14 protein-coding genes are annotated in these 14,820 nt (G+C 51.8%); 5 read left to right on the top strand and 9 right to left on the bottom strand.

What is annotated here, in order from left to right; translation table 11 throughout:
• Positions 1–8: 8 nt before the first annotated feature.
• From tatC to AWR27_RS18795, 3 genes are all read right to left on the bottom strand, one after another.
• On the bottom strand, positions 9–866 hold the full coding sequence (tatC, locus tag AWR27_RS18785) for a twin-arginine translocase subunit TatC (protein ID WP_077132614.1): 858 nt from the start codon (positions 864–866) through the stop codon (positions 9–11).
• A gap of 99 nt (positions 867–965) precedes the next feature.
• Complete coding sequence (locus tag AWR27_RS18790) at positions 966–2,258, bottom strand: serine hydroxymethyltransferase (RefSeq protein ID WP_077132615.1); 1,293 nt, start codon at positions 2,256–2,258, stop codon at positions 966–968.
• A gap of 81 nt (positions 2,259–2,339) precedes the next feature.
• Entirely contained in the window at positions 2,340–3,209 is an 870-nt protein-coding gene (locus AWR27_RS18795) for an AraC family transcriptional regulator (protein ID WP_077132616.1), read from the bottom strand.
• A gap of 146 nt (positions 3,210–3,355) precedes the next feature.
• On the opposite strand from AWR27_RS18795, the gene AWR27_RS18800 reads away from it, so the two are divergent.
• Both AWR27_RS18800 and AWR27_RS18805 read left to right on the top strand, forming a co-directional pair.
• A complete protein-coding gene (locus tag AWR27_RS18800; protein WP_077132617.1) occupies positions 3,356–4,189 on the top strand; it encodes a phytanoyl-CoA dioxygenase family protein in 834 nt (277 codons plus the stop codon).
• 74 nt (positions 4,190–4,263) lie between these two features.
• Positions 4,264–6,345: a protein-disulfide reductase DsbD family protein gene (locus tag AWR27_RS18805; RefSeq protein WP_077132618.1), complete on the top strand. Its 2,082-nt coding sequence runs from the start codon at positions 4,264–4,266 to the stop codon at positions 6,343–6,345.
• Positions 6,346–6,357: 12 nt separating this feature from the next.
• Here AWR27_RS18805 and AWR27_RS18810 read toward each other — a convergent pair whose 3' ends face one another.
• Positions 6,358–7,392: a fatty acid desaturase gene (locus tag AWR27_RS18810; RefSeq protein ID WP_077132619.1), complete on the bottom strand. Its 1,035-nt coding sequence runs from the start codon at positions 7,390–7,392 to the stop codon at positions 6,358–6,360.
• A 120-nt stretch (positions 7,393–7,512) separates the two neighbouring features.
• Positions 7,513–8,205, bottom strand: a complete 693-nt coding sequence (locus tag AWR27_RS18815) for a porin family protein (RefSeq protein ID WP_077134077.1) — start codon at positions 8,203–8,205, stop codon at positions 7,513–7,515.
• Between the two features lie 139 nt (positions 8,206–8,344).
• Here AWR27_RS18815 and AWR27_RS18820 point away from each other — a divergent pair, with 139 nt between their 5' ends.
• Positions 8,345–9,148 (top strand): lysophospholipid acyltransferase family protein, encoded by an 804-nt coding sequence (locus tag AWR27_RS18820; protein WP_077134078.1) that lies wholly within the window; start codon positions 8,345–8,347, stop codon positions 9,146–9,148.
• Between the two features lie 69 nt (positions 9,149–9,217).
• On the opposite strand, the gene AWR27_RS18825 is transcribed toward AWR27_RS18820, so the two are convergent.
• The 4 genes from AWR27_RS18825 to AWR27_RS18840 all read right to left on the bottom strand — a co-directional run bounded on the left by AWR27_RS18825 (position 9,218) and on the right by AWR27_RS18840 (position 12,815).
• Positions 9,218–10,639: an inorganic phosphate transporter gene (locus AWR27_RS18825; RefSeq protein ID WP_077132620.1), complete on the bottom strand. Its 1,422-nt coding sequence runs from the start codon at positions 10,637–10,639 to the stop codon at positions 9,218–9,220.
• 99 nt (positions 10,640–10,738) lie between these two features.
• Positions 10,739–11,788, bottom strand: coding sequence for a dual-specificity RNA methyltransferase RlmN (rlmN, locus tag AWR27_RS18830; RefSeq protein ID WP_077132621.1), 1,050 nt, complete (start codon positions 11,786–11,788; stop codon positions 10,739–10,741).
• A gap of 56 nt (positions 11,789–11,844) precedes the next feature.
• Positions 11,845–12,348 (bottom strand): CvpA family protein, encoded by a 504-nt coding sequence (locus AWR27_RS18835; protein ID WP_077132622.1) that lies wholly within the window; start codon positions 12,346–12,348, stop codon positions 11,845–11,847.
• Positions 12,349–12,365: 17 nt separating this feature from the next.
• Entirely contained in the window at positions 12,366–12,815 is a 450-nt protein-coding gene (locus AWR27_RS18840) for a GatB/YqeY domain-containing protein (RefSeq protein WP_077132623.1), read from the bottom strand.
• Positions 12,816–12,972: 157 nt separating this feature from the next.
• Between AWR27_RS18840 and AWR27_RS18845 the strand changes: the two genes are divergently transcribed.
• The gene (locus tag AWR27_RS18845) at positions 12,973–13,692 is read left to right on the top strand and encodes a pyridoxine 5'-phosphate synthase (protein WP_077132624.1); all 720 of its coding nucleotides are present in this window, start codon (positions 12,973–12,975) and stop codon (positions 13,690–13,692) included.
• Positions 13,693–13,785: 93 nt separating this feature from the next.
• Positions 13,786–14,817 (top strand): tRNA 2-selenouridine(34) synthase MnmH, encoded by a 1,032-nt coding sequence (gene mnmH / locus AWR27_RS18850; RefSeq protein WP_077132625.1) that lies wholly within the window; start codon positions 13,786–13,788, stop codon positions 14,815–14,817.
• Positions 14,818–14,820: the final 3 nt, after the last annotated feature.

The following is a 14,820-nucleotide window of genomic DNA, read 5'->3' on the forward strand; positions in this document are numbered from 1 at the left end:
CTTACTTATTACGACTGCATCAGTTCGCGGCTTTCTTTTTCGCGCAGCCGCTGCACACGGCGCGACACCAGAATACTGACTTCATATAAACCCGCCAGCGGCAAGGCCACCAGCACCTGACTATAAATGTCGGGCGATGGGGTAATGATACCTGCCAGCACTAAGATCACGATCCAGGCATGTTTGCGGTATTCTTTCATAAACGCCGGAGTCAGCACACCCACCTTCGAGAGTACAAACGCAGCAATCGGCATTTGGAACATCAGAGCACAACCCAGCGAGAGTGTAACCAGAATACCAATGTATGACGTGATATCGAACTGGTTTTTAATGTCGGGTGTAATCTGATAATTGGCTAAGAAGTTGATGGCAAGGGGAGAAACAATGTAATAGCCAAACAACAAACCCATCAAAAACAGCATCGACACGTAGAATACGGCTCCTCGTGCAGCCTGCCGCTCAACGGGGCGAAGGCCCGGCTTGATAAACCGCCACAACTCCCAGAATGCGTATGGAAAGGCGAAACACAACCCAATAATCAGCGACGACGTAAGGGCCATTGTAAATTGGTCGGATACGCCGAGAGCCTGCAACTCAAAATTCAACTTCTTGACACAAAGGTCTTTATAGCCCGACATCTCCGACAGCTTACACATCATCCGATACGTCCAGAAGTTAGGGCTTTTCGGTCCCATTATCACTTCCCGGAAAATATCTTCAATGAAAACGAAAGCAATAATGGCAAAGACAAAAATCGACCCTACAGCGCGGATAATGTGCCAGCGCAGTTCTTCCAGATGTTCCAGGAAGGACATCTCTTTACCTTCGGATTCGATTTCTTCGTCAGTCAGTTGATCGAGTGGCATAACAATTATTGAATGATTGAATGACAGAATGGTTGAATAATCGAATAAAACGTCTTCTAAATTTTCATTCGATCATTCAACCACTCAATCAGTCAATAATTAACTTTTAAAGAGCGGAAATGCTTTCATCCACTCGTTGATTTCTTCTTTAACGGTTGCGATAGTGGCCGCATCATCGTGGTGCATCAGTACGCGGTCGATATATACGACAATCTGCTCCATGTCCGATTCTTTCAGGCCGCGCGTGGTCATAGCCGCTGTACCAACGCGCATCCCCGACGTCACCATCGGCGACTTGTCATCGAACGGAACCATGTTTTTGTTAATGGTGATGTCGGCTTTGATGAGCGTGTTTTCGGCCAGTTTTCCGGTCAGACCTTTGCTTCGTAAATCAATCAGCATCAGGTGGTTGTCGGTGCCGCCTGAGATGATTTCGTAGCCTCGGCTCAAAAATGCCTTTGCCATAGCCTGTGCATTTTCGCGCACCTGCAACACGTATTCATAAAAATCTTCAGTCAATGCTTCGCCGAACGCCACGGCTTTGGCCGCAATAATATGTTCGAGCGGGCCACCCTGCGTGCCGGGAAAAACGCCCGAATCCAATAACGACGACATCAGGCGGGTTTCACCTTTGGGCGTTTTAATGCCGAACGGGTTCTCGAAATCGTTGCGCATCAGAATCAGGCCACCGCGTGTACCGCGCAGGGTTTTGTGCGTAGTCGTTGTCACGATGTGCGCGTGATCCAGTGGGTCGTTCAGCAATCCCTTAGCAATCAGGCCCGCCGGGTGCGATACGTCGGCCAGCAGCAACGCGCCCACTTCGTCGGCGATGGCGCGGAGCCGGGCGTAATCCCAGTCGCGACTATAGGCCGACGCTCCGCAGATCATCAGTTTGGGCCGTTCGCGCCGGGCTGTTTCTTCAACCACGTCGTAGTTGATAACGCCCGTTTCACGTTCCACACCGTAGAACGTAGGTCTGAAATATTTACCCGAAATATTTACGGGCGAACCGTGTGTGAGGTGACCACCGTGGCTGAGGTCGAATCCGAGAATGGTATCGCCGGGTTGGAGGCAGGCCAGAAACACAGCCATGTTGGCGTTGGCTCCCGAATGCGGCTGCACATTAGCCCACGTTGCGCCAAAGAGTTCTTTAGCCCGGTCGATAGCAATTTGTTCGATTTGGTCAACTACCTCGCAGCCACCATAATACCGTTTGCCGGGCAGGCCCTCGGCATATTTATTGGTCAGTACGCTACCGGCAGCTTCCATCACGGCGGGCGATACGAAGTTTTCGGAAGCGATCAGTTCAATGCCCGACTCTTGCCGGTGCTGTTCTTTGGCAATCAGGTCGAACACCTGCGTATCGCGGGCGGTGGTAGTCGCGGTTGTCATGCGTGAAAATAGCTTTTTTCAGAGAACAAAGGTACGGCGAAAACACTTGGTTTGGGAAGATTTTCGCCGAACATGAGCCTGTTATTTACCGCGCGAAACGGTCTGATAGCGAAGGGGTGTCATGCCGGTATGCAGCTTGAACTGCCGGTGAAAGTGCGAAACGTTGTTGAAACCACAGTCGAGCCCTACCTGCCCTACGCTTACATCGGCGTTGGCAAGCATTTTTCGGGCGTGGCTGATACGCAGTTCGTTCAGATATTCGACAAATGGTTTTTTGGTGCGTTTTTTAAAATAGCGGCAAAAGGCAGCCGGAGCCATACCCGCTACCGAAGCAATCTGCTCGACCCGAATTTCTTCGCGGAAATGTGCCAGCATGAACTCCAGCACCCGTTTCATACGCTCGGTTTCGGCCACGCCGGGGGCCAGTTGATAGCCTTCGCTTGCCAGCAGGTGAGCGTCGCGGTCGGCGGCCAACTGGTCGAGCACCTGCAATACGCTCAGCACCTGTGTCAGACCCGACAGGTTGGTAAATCCTTCGATTTGGTGCGCTACGGCTGCACTCGCTTCGGGGCTGAACCGCAGACCATAGCGCGCACGATTCAACAGATTGAGTACGGCGCTGGCTTCGGGCAGATTAGTGAGTACGTTCTGGCTGAAGGCTGCCGGAAACTGCAAAACAACCCACTCCGACTGTACATCGGGGTCGTTTTGGTAGAAATCGTCGTCGCTACGCCAGAAGTGGGGCATATCGGGGCCAATCAGAATCAGGTCGCCATCGGAAAACGGCTCTACATGATCGCCCACAAACCGCCGACCGTGGCCTTTTACTACGAACGTAAGTTCATATTCAGGGTGATAGTGCCAGGGGGCGTCGAAATATGGAAATTTGAACCGACGTACTAACAGCGACGTTTGTTCGCGGAGCGTAACTTTTTCAAACAACGCTTTCACTGACTGACCTTTTTTAACAGGTGAGCCTGCAAATTATTCAAAAACTATCAATATAGAGTATAAACAGGCAAAATAAATTAAACTACGCCCTTTAAAAGTCGGGTAAATTTGTTATTACCATCTAAACCCGCAATATCCGAACGCGCATGGAAACTCTTGTCAATAAGCAATGGCTGCTCAACGAACTGAACACCCCCTACGAACTGCCCGGCAACGCCATCGCTTTTTACCAAAAAAACGGCTACGTTAAACTTAAACACGTACTGAGCGAAGACGTACTGGCTTACTATGGTGATATTATTACCGAGCTGGTTTTCAGGCTCAATACACTGATTAAGCCGATGGAGGAACGCACGACCTACGAGCGGGCTTTCCTGCAAATTATGAACCTCTGGCGCGAAGATGAACAAGCGAAAGAGTTTGTTTTCTCGAAACGGCTCGCTAAAATAGCTACCGATCTGATGGGCGTCGAAGGGGTACGGCTCTATCACGATCAGGCGTTGTATAAAGAGCCGTCGGGCGGCATCACACCCTGGCACGCCGATCAGTTTTACTGGCCGCTGGCGTCACCTAACACCGTAACGGTCTGGATTCCGTTGCAGGAAACGCCAATGGAGATGGGGCCACTCGCCTTCGCCGAAGGGTCGCAACACGTTGAAATTGGCCGCGATATTGAAATCAGCGATGAAAGTGAAGCGATTCTGGCTCAGGCCCTGCAACGCCAGAACTTCCCGCTCAACGACACGCCCTTCGACCTCGGCGAAGTAAGCTACCACGCTGGCTGGACGTTCCACCGCGCCGGGCCGAACGTATCGGGCAAGCCGCGTAAGGTAATGACCATGATCTATATGGATAAAGATCAAACCATTATGCAGCCGCGCAACAGCTATCAGATAGCCGATCATGCTACGTGGCTGAACAGCGTACCTGTGGGCCAAAAACCACAGGACGAGCTAAACCCCGTACTATTTAGTTATTAACGGTCGTTTTGGAAGTATTTTTGCACCGGATGTGTTAGCTACTGTGAACAGGCTAATACCTGCTCATTACTTCCATGAAGAATATCGTTGCCCTATGGGCATTTTTGTTACTGTCGGTTAGTGCCTTCGCGCAGATTCGTAAAGACCCCACCAACTGGTCGGTTAGTGTGCCGAAACAACCGGGTGTCGTTGGCGATGTAGTCAGTATTCGCATCAACGTTCGCATTGCCGACGGGTGGCATCTGTATTCTAACGACCTCGATCCGAACATCGGGCCAATACCCACTACACTGAAATTTACGCCCTCCGACGAGTACGCACTCGTCGGGGTGGCTACGCCCATAGGCGTTCAGGAAGTGTTTGAAGAAGCTTGGGGAGCCAAGGTGCGGCAGTTCGACAAATCAGCCGTGTTCGTGCAGAAAGTGAAACTGCTCAAACCCGCTGCGTTGATTACCGGAACAGCAGAATATCAGGTTTGCTCCTCGAAAGATGGCGTGTGTCTGCCACCCACCGAAGTCGAATTTTCGACCACGCTCAAGGCAACTGCTGTCACTGCCACCAGCAGTCTTACGGTTGCTGCCACGCCAACAACGTCGGTAAAGGCTACGACTGCCACGGCCCCAACTGTGCAAACAGCACAGACTGTCAAGCCGTCGGCAGCAACGGCTTCGGCGGCAGCGTCGACAACCGCGCAAACGGCACCGCCAGCCAGCCTGACCACTACAAACCCACCCGAACAACCCGCCGACGAATCGCTGCTTGGCTTCATTGTAGCTGCCTTCTTATCGGGCTTAGTGGCACTGCTGACGCCCTGCGTATTTCCGATTATTCCGATGACGGTCAGTTTTTTTACGAATCAGGCTGGCGGTCGGTGGAAAGCACTGCTGTTTGGCGCGTCGATTATCGGAATTTACGTACTTGTCGGTACGGTTGTCTCACGGATTAACGGTCCGGCGTTTGCCAATTTCGTTAGTACGCACTGGTTTCCGAACGTACTGTTTTTCGCCGTTTTCTTTGTATTCGGGCTGTCGTTTCTGGGCTTGTTCGAGATTGTGCTGCCCTCGTCGCTGGTCAATAGTGCCGATGCGCGGGCCGAGAAAGGCGGGTTGGGGGGCGTATTTTTTATGGCCTTCACGCTCGTGCTGGTCTCGTTTTCGTGTACCGGGCCTATTGTTGGTAGCTTGCTGGTAGCCTCGGCGGGGGGCGAAGTAATCAAGCCCATTATTGGCATGACAGCCTTTTCGTCGGCGTTTGCCATACCGTTTACCTTGTTTGCCGCTTTTCCGCAGTGGCTCAAAAGTCTGCCAAAATCGGGCGGCTGGCTCAACTCGGTCAAGGTCGTGCTGGGCTTTCTCGAACTGGCTCTGGCTCTCAAGTTCCTGAGCATTGCCGATCAGGTATACCACTGGGGTCTGCTCGACCGAGAGGTATTTCTGTCGTTCTGGATCGTGATTTTCGCCCTGATGGGTTTTTATTTTCTCGGCAAAATTCGCCTGCCGCACGACAGCGAAACCAAGACCGTCAGCGTTCCGCGTCTGTTGCTGGCAATCGGCACGTTTGCGTTCGTTACGTACATGGTTCCGGGCCTGTGGGGTGCTCCCCTGAAAGCTCTGTCGGGTTATCTGCCACCTTTGGCCACGCAGGATTTTTATCTGAGTCGGCAGTCAGCCGTTGGCGGTCAGCCGCTGGTTGAACGGAACGTTCGGTATGGCAACCTGTTCAAACTGCCGCATGGCTTACAGGGTTTTTTCGATTACAAAGAAGCGTTGGCCTATAGCAAGCAAGTCAATAAACCCGTGTTCATTGACTTCACCGGACACGGCTGCGTGAATTGCCGCGAGATGGAACAAAACGTGTGGTCGGACCCGGCGGTGTTGTCGCGGCTGCAAAACGACTTCGTGCTCGTTGCGCTATATGTAGACGATAAAACTGAACTGCCCGAAGCAGACTGGTACACCTCGGCTTACGATCAGAAAGTGAAAAAGACAATCGGTGCGCAGAACGCCGATTTGCAGATCGTACAATATAACAACAACGCCCAGCCACATTATTGCTTAGTCGATGACGACGGGAAGTTGCTTGTTGCCCCTAAAAACTACGACCGCGATATAGCCAATTTCGTTGCCTTTTTAGATGCAGGCAAGGCAAAGTTTTAATAGAAAAACTGGTCAGACAGTTGCCACTTTAGCTGGAATATCCTGCGCCTGAACCATGTCCAGATCGGGTTTCGACTGGTCGGTGAGCGACACGCGCCCGCGCTCGTGGCGAACGATGCGCGAAAACAGCGAAATCTCCTGATCGAACAGAAACCGGAAAAACAGCCGCACAAATGACGTGTGATACTTTAGCGTATCGTAAAATTCGGGGGCCGTTTTCTTGATATGAGGCAGGCGGTTCCACGGAATCGACGGGAAATCGTGGTGTTCGTTATGAAAGCCAACGTTCAGGTTCAGCACGTTCAGTTTGCCGTAGTAGCTGTACGTTTCCTGCTCAGGGTCGAGCGTAAGGTAGTGTTCCTGAATCCAGCGTGCCCCCAGCGGGTGAAAGCCTACCGAGAAAAACAGGCAGAGCGTCAGGAAGGCCAGGGCTTTCCAGCCAAACAGCACCACAACGAGCGTGTTAAAAGCCAATTGAATAACAATATTAGCCGCCACCCACCGGTCGATCACGGCCAGTTCGGTCATGCGGAGTGTGCGGATACCCTGAAAAATAGGGAACAGCAGCAGCCATATTGCTTTGCCGATAGCGTAGTTTTTAATCAGCCGGGCTTCGTACCAGTCGGGCAAATCGGCATCTAACTCGTGAACGCCCTGAAAAGCGTGATGTTTGATATGGAAGTTTTTGAACGACAAGGCCGTGGGAAATACCGTAGGTAAATTAGCCAGAATCGCGGCCCATGCATTGGCGGCAGGTTTTCTAAAAATCAGGTTATGGGCGGCTTCGTGAATGCAGACAAACAGCGTATGCGCCGGAAACGCGCCAATAAACCACGCAGCCGCTACTACTACCCACCACGACTGATCGCGAACGAGCCAGGCCAAGCCCATCATTACGGTTACACAGGCCAGAATTATCCAGAACGTGGTGGGATTTTTCTGACCGATCAATTTCTTAATTTCGGGATGCGCTTTCAGAATTTGCCGAGTACGGGTACGGTGCGGCTCAGGAGCCGTTGAACGAACAAAATCAGTCAATGTTGCCATATTGATGTCGCCTGAACAAGTGCGATAAAGAACGAATTGTAAAGCTAATCAAAAAAGAAAGGCGTAGCTAAACAAGCCACGCCTTTACTTATCCAGGTTGATTCAACTTTTACTTCTTGTTTAATAACCAATTGGGAACGAATACCCCAGCGATACAGCTATGCCCCGATTTCGGACGTTCACGTTCACAACCGGTACCTGCACCTGCCGCGTAAAACCATGTGTGTAACGGCCTTCTACGAAAAGCTTACCCGGTCCGGCATCCATCGCAAGGCCCAGCCCCCCCACAGCACTGAAATCCCAGCGGTTCATTGCCGCGCCGTAATCAACATCTACATCAATAGGGCGGGTTGAGATCAGGGCGGTGGCACGGGTACGCACGCGTCCGTCAAGGGTATAGCTCACCGACGGGCCAGCAATAAAGTAAGGTTGCACGGGGCCGTCGGTCAGATTTATTTTCGCTAATAGGGGCAATTCAAGAGTTTGTGCCTGATACGCAATGCGGGCACCGAGCGGCAGTGTGAAACCGCCCAGATTCAGGTCGATGCCTTCTTTAACTAAAAAGCCTTTTTGCACGTAGGCAATTTCGGGTCGGAATGAAACGCGGTCGCTGACGGGTATTTCCAGAAAGAGTGCGCCAGTGGGGCCGGGCGAAGGATGGAAGGTGGGCGTTAGACTGCCCAGAAATTCGGGTTTTGATGCAAACGCCCAGTTGGCACCGCCCCGAACACCTACCTGTACCTGAGCCGTAGCGGTTGTATGAGCGAAGAAAAAACCTAATGCGGCCACGCTGGCAAGCACAATTCGTTTCATGGTTGTAAACGGAAAAATATAGGTAAGAAACAAACAAGTCGTTGGTTGGATGTGGGAGCTGTTTAAAAGATTAATAGAGGATAGAAATTATTTTCTGTCGTCGTTTATCTTTACCAGCTATCGGCGACCCCAATCTGCGATGAAACACATAAAACCAACTACATTCAGCTATCTGCCAAAATTTCTAATGCCGCTCGACGTGCTGGGAATTTTTGAGCGTGATCCTTTTGGCAACTCGCTGTTGGTCAGACGAATGATGATTGGCATTGTTGGCTGGTTTACCTATGCCCGATATACGGTCGTGAATCGCATCGAGATTGAAGGCACCGAAAATCTGGAGAATCTGCCCATCAACAACGTCCTGTTTTTGTCGAACCACCAAACCTACTTCGCCGACGTGATTGCCTTTTTTCACATCTTCTGCGCGGTAAAGTGGGGCTTTCAGAATACGCTGTTGCCACCGATGTACCTGTTTGGCCCCCGCGCCCGGCAGTATTACGTAGCGGCTTCAGAGACAATGAAGAAGGGCATTATTCCACAGATTTTTGCCATGGGCGGTGCGCTCACCATCGAGCGGTCGTGGCGGGCCGAAGGGCGCGAAGTGCAGCGGTCGGTCGATACATCGGCCAATGATAAAATCGCCAAAGCACTCGAACACGGGTGGGTAGTGAGTTTCCCGCAAGGTACTACCAGCCCCTACGCGCCCGTTCGGAAAGGCACGGGACACCTCGTACTGAACAACCAGCCAATCGTTATCCCGGTGGTTATCAACGGCTTTCGTCGGGCGTTCGATAAAAAAGGATTACGCTTCAAAAAGCGCAATACACTGTTAACCGTGAAGTTTAAAGAGCCGATGGCCTACGGACCTGACGATACCGTTGACGACATTGTAGCCCGCGTTCGGCACGCCATCGAGCAGGACGCGCCGGAATGGGTAAAATAGCAGTGAACAGTTATCAGCCAACAATACTGACACAAACACTGTTGGCTGTTGGTTGATAACTGCTCACTGTCAAATCAGCCAGCGGAAGAGGATATAGAGGGTAAACGACAGCAAAATAGAAACTGGCAGCGTTAGCACCCAGGCAAGAGCAATATTGCGCACAGTGCCCGCCTGCAAGTTTTTAATGCCTTTGTTTGCCACCATACTACCCGCAATACCCGACGACAGAATGTGGGTGGTGCTAACGGGCAGGTGCTTCCACGACGAAACAGCAATCATTATAGCGGCTGTTAGTTCGGCAGAGGCACCCTGCGCGTAGGTGAGGTGCTGCTTACCAATTTTTTCTCCCACCGTTACTACAATCCGACGCCAGCCAATCATGGTGCCCAAACCCAGCGATAGGGCAATCATCAGAATTACCCAGGTCGGCGCATAGTCGGTATATCGGCGTAGGCCACCTTTTTCATCTAAGTTGGCTTCCAGCGTTTTCAGGTCAGCCGCACTGAGGTTTGCGCCTTCATCCTCGGCAATCTTTCTGGCGTTGCTGTTGATGAGCAACAGGTCGCGCCGGACGTCTAAACGTTTTTCCTGCGGAATTTTTCCGTCAACAAGCGGCTGTGCCAGTAGTTGTTTCAGGTCATTCAGTTCGGCTCGTGTTTTAAGTAAGCGGTCCTGATTGGCCGTGGAGAGCGTAGCGGCATTGACCCGGCCCAGCGTTTGCTCAACCGCAGCAACGTTGGCGTTCATCAAACGGGGGTCGATGTCAGACTTGACGGCGAACTGAAACGGCACGATACCAATCAGAATCAGCATAACCAATCCCACGCCCTTTTGCCCGTCGTTGCTGCCGTGGAAGAAGCTCACCATTGAGCAGGTAGCAATCAGAATGCCGCGAATCCACGACGGTGGCGGTGCATTTTTTTTGGGTTCCTTAAAAAGCTGATCTTTGGTTTCTTCGGGCACCAGCCGCCGAATCAGAAACATAATGACGATTACTAAGCTGAAACCCAACAGGGGCGATAGCAGCAGAGCCTGTCCGGTTTCGATGGCTTTCTCCCAGTTCACGGCTGCGCCTTCGGTATTGTCGGGCAGGGTAGAGAAGGCCAGACCAACGCCCAGAATGGAGCCAATCAGCGTGTGCGAACTCGAACTTGGCAGGCCAAAGTACCAGGTGCCCACGTTCCAGATGATAGCACTGAGCAGCAGAGCCATTACCATCGCAATGCTATGGTACACATTCTGATCGACGAGCAGTTCAACGGGCAGCAGGTTGACAATACCCATTGCTACACCGATACCACCCAGCAGTACGCCCGCAAAGTTGCAGATGCCCGACCACACAACGGCCACGGTCGGCTTCAGCGAGTTGGTGTAGATAACGGTAGCTACAGCATTGGCCGTATCGTGAAAACCATTGACAAATTCAAAAGCACAGGCAGCAAACAAGCTGATAAACAGCAGAATAAAAACATCCGTTTCTAAACCAAACATGGAGTGGTGAGTCTTCGGTGGTAACGCAAACAGTCAGGCCATTCGCTATAAATCGCCACAAAAGTACGTCAAACCAGACAGAGCCGTATTACGAAATTGTTAAGGCGTTTTACCTGCCAACTGCCCACAGGCCGCGTCGATGTCTTTACCCCGGCTCCGGCGCACATTGACAATTACGCCCTTACTGTCTAAAAATCCGGCAAACTTGTCGAGCGTTTGCGGATCGGTGTTTTTGAAAGTAGCTTCGGCAATGGGGTTATACTCGATAATATTGACTTTGGCCGGTACGCGCTTCGTGAATTTCCAAAGCTCCTGCGCGTCCTGCAAACTATCGTTGAAATTATAAAACAGGATATATTCAAACGTAATGCGCGTACCGGTCTTCCGATAAAAATAGCTCAGCGCATCGCCCAATGCCTGTAGCGTATTGCTTTCATTGATGGGCATAATTGTATCGCGCTTGACGTCGTTAGCTGCGTGCAGCGAGAGCGCGAGGTTGAACTTCACCGCATCATCGCCCAACTGCCGGATCATTTTGGCAATACCCGCCGTTGATACCGTAATCCGCTTCGGCGACATACCCAATCCATCTGGCGAAGTAATTCGGTCGACCGATTCCAGCACGTTTTTGTAATTCAGGAGCGGTTCGCCCATACCCATGTAAACGATGTTCGACAGGGGGGCGTCGTAATTTTCTTTAGCCTGCCGGTCAATCGCCACGACCTGATCGTATATTTCGGCAGCATCGAGATTGCGCTTGCGGTCCATATAGCCTGTAGCGCAGAACTTGCACGTCAGCGAGCAGCCCACCTGCGAGGATACACAGGCCGTCATGCGGTCAACATCGTCGTGGCGCAGGGCCGGAATCAGTACGCCTTCCACTAAATTACCATCGAAGAGCCGGAACGATGATTTTATGGTTCCGTCGCTGCTGCGTTGCTGCTGGGCCACACTCAACGGGCGAATCTCGAAATGCGTATGTAGCAGATCGCGCGTTGGCTTCGAGAGATTGGTCATCTGCTCGAACGACTGCGCCGACTTTTTCCAGAGCCACTCGTGTATTTGTTTCGCCCGAAACCCCTGCTCACCGTTTTGGGTAAGCCACTCTTTCAACTGCGCGGGGCTGGTTTTGCGAATATCCTGTTTCATTAAATAAAGAGTGAAAGAGCGAAAGAGTGTAAAAGCGAATAGAGTTACCCACTCTTTCACTCTTTCGCTCTTTCACTCTTTAATGTTTCTAATCCCTTCGGCACCCAAACGGCGGCTTTATCCATCACTTTTGGCGCAACGGGCCGAATGTATGGGTATAAAAATGCGCCTTCTGTTTGGCGGGGAGGCATTTGCACGCCCATATAACTGAACAACCAGAGTATCACACTAATTCCAAAGACCCACGTAAAAAGCCCGACGGTTGCTCCGGCCACACTGTCGAACGTGCCGAGCAGCGTGTATTTGAGCGACCGCCGAAGCGCAAAGCCCATCCGATTAATCATGAGTACCGTGGGAAAAAAGATGATTGAAAACCCCAGCCAGGGCAGAATTTTCCGGGCCAGTTCGCGGCTGATGTAAGGACTGAGCAGATCAATCCCAAACGCCAGAAACTTGAACCCCACAATCATCGCCACCACAAACGCAATAATCGCCACAATCTCAACCAAAAGACCTTTGCGATAGCCATTAAACGCGCCCCATGCCAGAGGAATCAGCATAAAAAGGTCGAGGGAGTTCACTGTAAAAGTGTTTTCACCATTGCCGAAATGGCTTTCCCGTCGGCTTGTCCGGCCAGTTCTTTGGTGGCTGCACCCATCACTTTGCCCATGTCTGAAGGGGCCGAAGCACCAACGCGGGTCATAATGGCCTGTAGCTTTTCTTTCAGTTCGTCTTCTGTCAGTTGTTTGGGCAGATACTGCTCGATTACGGCGATTTCGGCTTCTTCGGTTGCCAGCAGGTCGGGGCGGTTTTGCTGCCGGTAAATATCAGCAGAGTCTTTGCGCTGTTTTACGGCTTTGGTCAGAATCTTGATCTCGTCGTCGGGCTTCAGTTCGCCCGTGCCACCTTCTTTGGTTTCTTCGAGCAGAATCATCGATTTCAAAGCCCGTAAAGCCCGCAGCCGGTCCTGATCCTTTGCCAGCATAGCCTGCTTAATATCGTCGTTTATTTGTGTTTTCAGTGACATAATTTTAGGAGCGAAAGAATGAAAGAGTGAAAGGGCGACCCCATCTTTCTGGAAATCTTTACAGAAGTCGAACCTTCATTAATCTGGCAAAGTTACAAAGCATAGTGGCGAAACCGCTCTTTCGCTTTTTCACTCTTTCGCTCTTTAACTTTTTAGAATGACCCGTCTATCTGTCAACATCAACAAAATAGCTACCATTCGTAATGCGCGGGGCGGCAATAATCCAAACCTTGTGAACGTGGCTCTCGACTGCGAACGCTTCGGAGCGCAGGGTATTACGGTTCACCCCCGCCCCGACGAGCGGCATATTCGCTATCAGGACGTGCTTGATCTGACTGGCGTTGTAACAACCGAGTTCAACATCGAAGGCAACCCCAACGAGCGGTTTATCGAACTGGTCCGGCAGGTTCGGCCCGCGCAGGTGACACTCGTTCCCGATGCGCCTGACGCCATCACGTCCAACGCGGGCTGGGATACGATACGCCACGCCGACCACCTGCGGCAGTTAGTCGAAACATTCAAACAAGATGGCATTCGCGTGTCGATTTTTGTAGATGCCGATGAGCGCATGGTCGAGGGTGCCAAAGCCGTTGGGACCGACCGAATTGAGTTGTACACCGAACCATACGCGGCTCATTATTTCGAGAATCGCGAAGCGGCCATTGCGCCGTTTGTGCGGGCTGCCCAGAAAGCACAGGAACTCGGTCTTGGCCTGAACGCGGGTCACGATCTCAGTTTAGATAATCTCCAGTATTTTGCCCAGTACATTCCGGGCCTGCTCGAAGTTTCCATCGGTCACGCGCTCATCTGCGACGCGCTGTATTTTGGTTTAGAAAATACCATACAGATGTATCGAAGATGTCTGAACCAGGATTAGCCGAGATTATCAAGATTAAACAGGATTCGACGCTTCGCTTGTTTATAAAATTGGATAAGCGAAGCGTAAAATCTTGTAGTAATCTTGCAAATCATGGCTAATCTTGGTTCAGAAGCTTTTCTTGATCTGGCGCAAACCCTTCCCGTCATTGACGTGCGGTCGCCGGGCGAGTATGCCCACGCCCACATACCGGGGGCAGTAAATATCCCGCTGTTCGATAACGACGAGCGGGCGCAGGTCGGCACCAAATACAAGCAGGCGGGTCGCGATGCCGCTGTGCTGCTCGGGCTTGACCTGGTGGGGCCGAAGCTGGCCGATTTTGTGCGACAATCGCGCCGGTTAACGCATCATAGTGCAGGGCAGGTACTGGTGCATTGCTGGCGGGGCGGTATGCGCTCTGGCTCGTTTGCGTGGCTGCTCAACACCGCCGGACTCACGGCTACGACGCTCGAAGGTGGCTACAAAGCGTACCGAAACACTGTTCTGACTGCGTTTACTGAGCCGTATAAACTGATTGTACTCGGCGGGAAGACCGGCTCCGGCAAAACCGACATATTGAAAGAACTGGCCCGACTGGGCGAACAGGTAATTGACCTCGAAGGGCTGGCGCATCACAAAGGATCGACCTACGGAGCCATCGGGCAACTCCCGCAGCCATCGTCCGAACACTTTGAAAACAAGCTCTTTACAGACCTGCGCCGGTTAGACGTTACGAAGCGAATCTGGATCGAGGATGAAAGCCGCAACATCGGCACCTGCTTTGTGCCGATGGCCTTTTGGCAACAGATGAGTGCGGCAGTCGTTGCCGCTGTCGACATTCCCAAACCAATTCGTATTGAGCGGTTGGTTACGGAGTATGCGAGTATCGATCACGGCTTATTGGTTGAAGCCACCGGGCGCATCCATAAACGGCTGGGCGGGCAGGCAACTAAAGACGCCCTGAACGCCCTCAGTAAACACGATTACGCAACCGTAGCCGACCTGACGCTGGTTTACTACGACAAAGCCTATATGCATGGTTTATCGCAGCGGCAGGGCAAACAGGTTCATACGTTTTCTGTGCAGGAAGACAATCCAGCCGAAACGGCCCGGCACCTCGTCTGTTGGGCGAATCATAGCCAATAAACT

Origin of the sequence: Spirosoma montaniterrae, from assembly GCF_001988955.1 — a bacterium.
Classification (GTDB): domain Bacteria; phylum Bacteroidota; class Bacteroidia; order Cytophagales; family Spirosomataceae; genus Spirosoma; species Spirosoma montaniterrae.

Bases quoted from the DNA above. Each gene is read 5' to 3' on its own strand.
- AWR27_RS18835 (WP_077132622.1), bottom strand. From the start codon at position 12,348: ATGCTGATTCCTCTGGCATGGGGCGCGTTTAATGGCTATCGCAAAGGT.
- AWR27_RS18840 (WP_077132623.1), bottom strand. From the start codon at position 12,815: ATGTCACTGAAAACACAAATAAACGACGATATTAAGCAGGCTATGCTG.
- rlmN (WP_077132621.1), bottom strand. From the start codon at position 11,788: ATGAAACAGGATATTCGCAAAACCAGCCCCGCGCAGTTGAAAGAGTGG.
- tatC (WP_077132614.1), bottom strand. From the start codon at position 866: ATGCCACTCGATCAACTGACTGACGAAGAAATCGAATCCGAAGGTAAA.
- mnmH (WP_077132625.1), top strand. From the start codon at position 13,786: ATGGCTAATCTTGGTTCAGAAGCTTTTCTTGATCTGGCGCAAACCCTT.
- AWR27_RS18825 (WP_077132620.1), bottom strand. From the start codon at position 10,639: ATGTTTGGTTTAGAAACGGATGTTTTTATTCTGCTGTTTATCAGCTTG.
- AWR27_RS18815 (WP_077134077.1), bottom strand. From the start codon at position 8,205: ATGAAACGAATTGTGCTTGCCAGCGTGGCCGCATTAGGTTTTTTCTTC.
- AWR27_RS18845 (WP_077132624.1), top strand. From the start codon at position 12,973: ATGACCCGTCTATCTGTCAACATCAACAAAATAGCTACCATTCGTAAT.
- AWR27_RS18810 (WP_077132619.1), bottom strand. From the start codon at position 7,392: ATGGCAACATTGACTGATTTTGTTCGTTCAACGGCTCCTGAGCCGCAC.
- AWR27_RS18805 (WP_077132618.1), top strand. From the start codon at position 4,264: ATGAAGAATATCGTTGCCCTATGGGCATTTTTGTTACTGTCGGTTAGT.
- AWR27_RS18790 (WP_077132615.1), bottom strand. From the start codon at position 2,258: ATGACAACCGCGACTACCACCGCCCGCGATACGCAGGTGTTCGACCTG.
- AWR27_RS18820 (WP_077134078.1), top strand. From the start codon at position 8,345: ATGAAACACATAAAACCAACTACATTCAGCTATCTGCCAAAATTTCTA.
- AWR27_RS18800 (WP_077132617.1), top strand. From the start codon at position 3,356: ATGGAAACTCTTGTCAATAAGCAATGGCTGCTCAACGAACTGAACACC.